The organism is Pedobacter sp. (assembly GCF_045627485.1).
Lineage (GTDB): Bacteria > Bacteroidota > Bacteroidia > Sphingobacteriales > Sphingobacteriaceae > Pedobacter.
In genome coordinates, this window is the sequence record NZ_JAZQNU010000205.1 from 21478 (window position 1) to 29160 (window position 7683).

Here is a 7683-nt window from a genome sequence, read left to right on the forward strand (position 1 = left end):
AATGTGGATCGTTATTTAGACCAGCTATTATTATCCGGGTTAACATCCGGTAAGTTTTTATCAGCATCAATGACTACCGATACTACTTCTTCGTTAGTTGGGAAATGTACTGTCCAGTTGGTATTACGCATCCAAACGTCTACAGGCAATTTCACTACTTCTTTTTTACCGCTCTTAAGGGTAATCGTTAAATGCACCGGCATTGGCATTTTTTCAAGGTTAGCAATTTCAATGTTATACCCATCGGCAACATTGTCTTTTTTAGACACCGTTACGCCTGTAATTGCCTGGTCCATTTTCCAGTTCTCGATGATCCAGCCTTTCCAAAACCACGCGAGATCTTCTCCCGCAGCATTCTCCATTGAACGGAAGAAATCGAAAGGCGTCGGGTGCTTGAATGCCCATTCCTCTATATATTTCTTGAAGGCATAATCAAAACGATCAGCGCCTAATACCTGGTTGCGCAATATCTCTAGGCCCATTCCAGGTTTGTAATACAAGTTAATTCCTATATTTTTTTCGCGCATCGCATCTGGAGCAAGCATCACATGTTCCAGTTCAGGGTTAGCGAAAGCCTTAGCCACCGCATGCATATTTACAGCCCCTTTTTTATACTCTCCATTGTTAAATTCTGCACTAGATAAACCATTAATAAACGTATTAAAACCTTCGTCCATCCAACCAAATTTACGTTCATTGCTTCCAACAATCATAGGGAACCAGGTATGTCCAAACTCATGGTCAATTACACCCCACACACTACCCTTTTTAGCTTTCCAGCCACAAAATACGATACCTGGGTATTCCATCCCACTTACATTAGCTGCAATGTTCACCGCCATCGGATAAGGGTATTCCAGCCATTTTTTTGAGTAATGTTCAATAGATGCTTTCACATATTCTACACCGCGTCCATAAGCATCATCACCGTTACTTTCAACAGGCTGTGCAGATACCGCCAACGCTTTTTTACCACTTGGCAAATTGATACGTGCGGCATCTAAAACAAATGCTTTAGATGAGGCCCAGGCAACATCCCTTGTGTTTTCCATCCTGAATTTCCAGGTAAGTCTGTCTTTCGATGGGCGTGACGCGGGATCCGTTACCTCTGCTTCTGAGCGTATGGCAATTTTAGTATCGCTATTCTTAGCCGCATTCCAACGTTTAAGTTGTGTTGGAGTAAATACTTCTTCAGGATTTAACAGTTCTCCAGAACCCATAACCAGGTGACTTGCTGGTGCGTTCACGGTAAAGTCTACATTGCCAAATTCGCAGTAAAACTCACCTGCGCCCCAGTATGGGAGGGTATTCCAGCCTACAATATCATCATATACGCTCATGCGTGGAAACCACTGTGCAATGGTATATATTTCACCATTTTTAGTGGTTAAATGACCCATACGGTCTGAACCATTAATGGGAATCAGGAAGGAGAAGTCCATTTTCATAGTAATTTCTGCTCCTGGTGCCAATGGCTGATCTAAACGGATCTGCATCCGTGTATCTTCAATAATTGAGGTAAACTTGACAGCCTTATTCTTCTGTGTCACATTTAAACCTTTAATCGAATAGCCGCCATTTAACTTCTCACCTCTGGAGCCATAACGACTGCCACTGGGGATTAATGACGCACCGCGAGAATCGGGGGCAAAAAGATTCTGGTCTAATTGCAACCAAAGGAAAGGCAGGTGGTCTGGACTATTGTTTTTATAGCTGATCGTTACGGTTCCACTCAACGTATTACTATTATCATCCAGAACAGATACGATATTGTAATCTGCACGGTTCTGCCAATATTTCGGACCAGGGTAACCACTGGCCGAGCGGAATTCGTTGCCATTATGGGTGTAAAACAGGGGACTGAAAGCAGCATGTGGATCATATTTACTGGCTTCAGCAGTTTGCTGCGCATAACTTTGGCTGTTAAGGCCAAAAAACAACACTAAAATTAAAACCAAAAAAGGCCTAATGTTACTTCTATTCATGTTAAAAATCAGTTTGAAATTGTTGGTGATACTGTAAATGTATCAATTCCCCTTTGATCCTGCCTTCATTGTAACATGATTAATAGTATAAGGCTATAATTTTGCAATTTAATCGCGTTTCAAGCGCTGCATTGGAGGTAGTTTTCGCTGTTCCGGAGGAAGCTTTAACCAAGCCTGGTATGACTGTGCAATATAATACGAGTAATTAAAGGGCCGCTCACTGGAAACCTGCGCTATTGTAGGGCGGTAGATGGCCATAAATTCAACAAGTTCTTCATCGTTTAACTTAACCAGTTCACGAATGGTTACAGCATTGAAATTAAGGTTAATCTCATTTTCGAATTCATCCATCGCTTCGAGCCGCTGTAGCTTTTCCTGTTGACGCCTGTATTTTCCATAACCTAAAGCAAACACTAAACCACCTGCACGATCTGTGTTACTCTTACCTTCCAAGCCATCTGTGTAAACTCTTCTGCTGGGTTTCGCACCCGGAATAGTGAAATCCAAATAGGGTGAAACCCTGGTACTAACGATCTCTACTTCCTGAAGGCTGTTGGACCTTACTGGTAGATAGATTCTTTTAGGCTTCAAATCAATAAGGTATAAGGTGTCCACATGATAACCCACCAAGGTAAAGGTGATGAGATCGCCCCTTTTGGCTGGTATAACAAAATCCCCTGATTCATCTGTTACGGCTATCTGATTATTATTAAGGTTCTTCACCGCTACCTGCTGCAGGGGAAAGTCTTTTTTGTCGTAATCGTAAACCGTGCCAGTTAATCGATCTTGAGCAAACACCCCTATCGGAAGCACGAGAATCAGCAATAGGAATAAGTTTTTAGACATGGTCAAATTTAAATAAAGTTTAAGCTTTACTCTCTCATTTAACAATAATTAACGTAAATGGTTTAATAAAAACAGCTTCCCCAAACCGGGGCAAAAATAGGTGTCCATTTTTCGGTTGCAGCGTCCATATGGATATGGCTATTTTTGCACAAAGCATTTTAAAATGAACGACAACATTTATTACCAGGCATTATTGAATAAAGACAGTTCCTATGAAGGCACTTTCATTGTTGGGGTAAAAACAACAGGTATCATGTGTCGTCCAACCTGTACTGCCAGGAAACCAAAAAGGGAAAATGTCGAATTTTTCAAAACTACTAAAGAAGCCATGCTCAAAGGCTACAGGCCATGCAAAGTGTGTAAACCACTAACACAAGCCGGCAGCACACCCGAGGAAATAAAAAAAGTACTGGAAGCCCTGAATGCTAATCCCTCGCTCAAGTACAAGGACTGGGATTTAAGGCAGCAAGGCATTGATCCAACGATGTTGCGTCGTTGGTTTCTAAAGCATCATGGCCTTACCTTCCAGGCCTATCAGCGGATTTATAGGATCAATTCTGCATTTAAAAAAATTAAAAATGGAGATTCTATTACTGAAACTGCTTTTAGTGCCGGCTTTGAATCCTTAAGTGGTTTTGGTGATTCCTTCAAATCCATATTTGGCATCTCCCCAAAACACAGCAAAGATCAACAAATCGTCGACATCTGTCGCCTAGAAACGCCATTGGGCACCATGGTCGCCTGCGCAACAGAACAAGGTGTTTGCCTACTGGAATTTACCGATCGGAAAATGCTGGAAACAGAATTAAAATCCCTGGCTAAACAACTGAATGCGCACCTCTTACAAGGTGAAAATAAACACTTCGGTACGCTGCGAACCCAACTGCAAGAATATTTCCGGGGCGAACGGAAAGAATTCTCAGTTCCTTTGTTTACACCAGGCACTGCTTTTCAACAGGAAGTTTGGAACGCGTTAAAAACTATTCCCTATGGAAAAACAAGGAGTTACCAGCAGCAGGCTTATTCTATCAACAAGCCCACTTCAGTAAGGGCTGTAGCCAATGCAAATGGTATGAACCGCCTCTGCATGCTTATTCCATGCCACCGGGTAATTGGCACTAATGGCACCTTAACCGGCTTCGGTGGGGGGCTATGGAGAAAAAAATGGCTTTTAGAGCATGAAGGGGCAATCCCGAAAGAACTATTTTAAAACCACCTCATATTGAGCTTCATTAAAACTCAATAAAACCGCTTTGCCATCTTTCTCTATGATGGGTCTTTTAATGGCACTGGTATTTTGGCTAAGCATTAATACCGCCGACGCCTGGTCTTTAACCGCTTGCTGCTGTTCGACAGTGAGTTTACGCCAGCTTGTACCTTTTTTGTTGAGCACATTTTCCCAGCCAAAGACACTACACCATTCATTTAACTTTTCAGCACTGATTCCTTTTTTCTTAAAGTCGTGAAACTCGTAGGCCATTCCGTTGTCCGTTAACCAGGTTAACGCCTTTTTTACTGTGCCGCAGTTTGGGATACCAAATACTATGATCATTGATTAAAAATATAAGTCAGTTAATTAAAAGTTTAAATTTAGGCTATTCCTCAAACAATTCCATTATTTTAGCTTGTCATTTGAGATTAGTCCGCCTTATGTTTAAATTTTCCTTTAAGCAACAAGTCTTTACCGGCTTTGCAATTTCCTTGTTGTTTGTATTGTTTACCGCCGTTACCTCCTATTTAAGCGTAAAAAGTTTCCAGCAGGATGCCTCCTGGCAAAGCCATACCCATCAGGTGATTAATACCGCGGAGCGGATAAACCTTGAAATTTCAAAAGCGGAAAGCGGCCTGCGAGGTTATATTTTAACCAATAACCCTAAATACTTAGAACCTTACGAAAATAACTCCATCTCAGTGTTAAACAGCCTGCGGGAGCTTGAAAATCTGGTTTCCGATAATCCTGTACAAACGCAAAGGGTGGATTCAGTAAAGTTAATGATTAGCCAGAAACTGGGCATCATGAGAGAAACCTTGTTCATTAAAACAACCTCTGGACAAGAAGCTGCCCGTCAAAAGACAATAGCCGGGCACGGTAAAGAAGTGATGGACAATACCCAGCGGGTTATCAATGCAATAGTAGGTGCCGAGCGGATATTACTCATCCAAAGAACCGAAGCTACTAACAAAGCGAGTGAACGAACGATATTTATTGTCCTCGGTAGTTGCGTTATTATATTCGGACTCATCTTGTTTCTTTTCTCTTTCATCAAACGCACTTTCAACCAGCAGAAAAACACTGAAATACAAATCCGAAAAAACAACAGGCGCCTGTCACAACTGTCGGAAGAAAATAAAGAAAAGAACTGGTTACTCTCTGGGGTAGCCAATATCAATGAAGCAATGCGCGGCGATGAAAGCATGGAGGTACTTTCGAACCGCATAATTACAGAGATCTGTAACTTTTTACAGGTTCCTGTAGGTTTATTATTTCTCTCCGATACAGCCAGAAAACACCTCAACCTTGTTGGTGCCTATGCTTATGATGGATTGCCTGAAAATCAGAAAAGCTACCGTATAGGTGAAGGTCTTGTAGGGCAGGTGGCCCTGGAAAAACAGGAAAAACTTTTAACTGATGTTCCAGCCAACTACATGACCCTAAAGTCGGGCTTAGGTAGTCATTCGCCGGAATGCATAGCGCTTTACCCTATCGTCTATAAAGAAGAAACGATTGCGGTTTTGGAGCTTGGATTTAACAAAACGCCCGATACCATCACAAAACTCTATTTATCCACCATAAGCGAAATTATTGCCATTGCAATAACAAGCACAGAGGGCCGCGTAAAACAGCAGCATTTGTTTAAGCAGTTACAAATCCAAACGGTCGAATTACAAACACAGCAGGAAGAGTTACGCACCACCAATGAAGACCTGACCTATAAATCTGAACAGCTGGAAGCTTCAGAAGAAGAACTTCGCGTACAACAGGAAGAATTACGACAAACCAATTCAGAAATTGAAGAGAAAATAGAACAACTGGCAGAGCGCAATGAATCCATTACCCAGGCCAGGGAAGCCATAAGTATAAAAGCGGAAGAATTAGCCCTCTCTAATAAATATAAATCAGAGTTCCTGGCTAACATGAGTCATGAACTTCGCACACCATTAAACAGCATACTTATACTCGCCAGAATTTTAAAGGATAACAAACCCTTAAACCTTAACCCTGAACAGGTTAAATATGCTGGCGTAATCCAAAATGCAGGAACAGATTTACTGAATTTAATTAACGATATCCTCGACTTATCCAAAATTGAATCCGGAAAGATCGACCTCAATACCCAACCAGTTAGCACGGCGGAGATAAAACAACACGTAGATTCTTTATTTGCAGAAGTGGCCACGGGTAAAAACATCGCGTTCCAAACCCTGCTGGATGCTAACACGCCACAGACCCTGAACACCGATCAAATCCGCACCGAACAAATTATTAAAAACCTGTTATCAAATGCCTTTAAATTTACCCCGGCATATGGGCAGATTACGCTGCGTATAGGTTACGCCAATGCCAGCCAAACCTACTTTAACCCTATGTTAAATGAAGCAACACACATCGTTGCGTTCGAGGTAAAGGACAGTGGTATCGGCATTCCGGCCGACAAGCAGAAACTTATTTTCGAAGCCTTCCAACAGGCCGATGGTTCTACCAGCAGAACTTACGGCGGTACAGGATTGGGCTTGTCCATCAGTAAAGAACTTGCGAACATTCTGGGCGGTGAAATTCAGCTGGAAAGTGAGCCTGGTGTTGGCAGTACCTTCACCCTGTTTTTACCACAAACGAAGGCAAACGCCGAAGCGCCGGCTGAAGTGATCCTGCAGCCCGCATCCGAAATCCTTCCCACTCCCATAACAGAAAATCGCACCCTGCTCATTGTTGAAGACGATGAAGTGTTTGCCGACGTGTTAAAAAACTATGCGATCGAAAAAGGTTTTGAACCCATAATAGCTTTACGTGGCGATACTGCCTTGGAGATGGCAATAGAACACCTGCCCCACGCCATTATTTTAGACATCATGTTGCCTGGCATGGATGGCTGGTCTGTATTAAAAAACCTAAAAGCAAATACACGTACTGCACATATTCCGGTGCACCTCATGTCGGCAGGCGACCAAAGTACCAACAAGGCATATACCGCAGGAGCCATCGGGTTCCTCAAAAAACCAATTGCTAAAGAACAACTCGACCAGGCTTTCTCCACATTGAAACAACAGCAGGACCTAAATTATGATTTCAAAAAGGTGCTACTGATCGAAGATCAGGAACTGCAGAGCATGGTGGTTAAAGAAGAACTCCTGAGCAAAGGTGTGGCCGTAGGGCAGGCTTTCAGTGGAAAACAGGCGCTTGCCTTGCTGGAAACGGATAATTTCGACTGCATTATTCTTGACCTCAACCTCCCTGATATTTACGGCATAGATCTGCTTGACCAGATTAAAGCCATGCCGAAATTTAGCCAGATTCCCGTAGTGATTAACACTGCCATGGAACTCGATCAGGATACGCTGGCACATATCATGAAATATACCCAGGCCATGGTATTAAAATCAATGAAGTCGAATAATCGCCTCATCGACGAAGTGAGTTTGTTTATTAATAAGCTTAAAAAAGAGGAAATTGGTAAACAGGAATTAGCACTGGAGAAGGTTTTCCAGGATAAAACCATTCTGATCACCGACGACGACATGCGGAATGTTTTTGCCCTGTCAAGCGCCCTGCAAAACTATAACCTGAAGATTGTGATGGCTAATAATGGCCAGCAAGCTCTTGATAAATTACAGGAAAACGACATAGACCTGGTAT

At 42.4% G+C, this 7683-nt stretch carries 5 protein-coding genes; 2 read left to right on the plus strand and 3 right to left on the minus strand.

Going from position 1 to position 7683, the window contains the following annotated elements:
- Positions 1-11 precede the first annotated feature (11 nt).
- Both ACR2F3_RS16095 and ACR2F3_RS16100 read right to left on the minus strand, forming a co-directional pair.
- The gene (locus ACR2F3_RS16095; protein WP_432711009.1) at positions 12-1985 is read right to left on the minus strand and encodes a M1 family metallopeptidase; all 1974 of its coding nucleotides are present in this window, start codon (positions 1983-1985) and stop codon (positions 12-14) included.
- 108 nt (positions 1986-2093) lie between these two features.
- Positions 2094-2831 (minus strand): hypothetical protein, encoded by a 738-nt coding sequence (locus ACR2F3_RS16100; RefSeq protein ID WP_432711010.1) that lies wholly within the window; start codon positions 2829-2831, stop codon positions 2094-2096.
- 163 nt (positions 2832-2994) lie between these two features.
- On the opposite strand from ACR2F3_RS16100, the gene ACR2F3_RS16105 reads away from it, so the two are divergent.
- A complete protein-coding gene (locus ACR2F3_RS16105) occupies positions 2995-4041 on the plus strand; it encodes a bifunctional transcriptional activator/DNA repair enzyme AdaA (RefSeq protein ID WP_432711011.1) in 1047 nt (348 codons plus the stop codon).
- Here ACR2F3_RS16105 and ACR2F3_RS16110 read toward each other — a convergent pair.
- Positions 4033-4383: an arsenate reductase gene (locus tag ACR2F3_RS16110; protein ID WP_432711012.1), complete on the minus strand. Its 351-nt coding sequence runs from the start codon at positions 4381-4383 to the stop codon at positions 4033-4035. The genes ACR2F3_RS16105 and ACR2F3_RS16110 overlap by 9 nt on opposite strands.
- A gap of 98 nt (positions 4384-4481) precedes the next feature.
- Between ACR2F3_RS16110 and ACR2F3_RS16115 the strand changes: the two genes are divergently transcribed.
- Positions 4482-7683: response regulator (locus tag ACR2F3_RS16115; RefSeq protein ID WP_432711013.1), on the plus strand; the 3202-nt coding region annotated here is incomplete at its 3' end.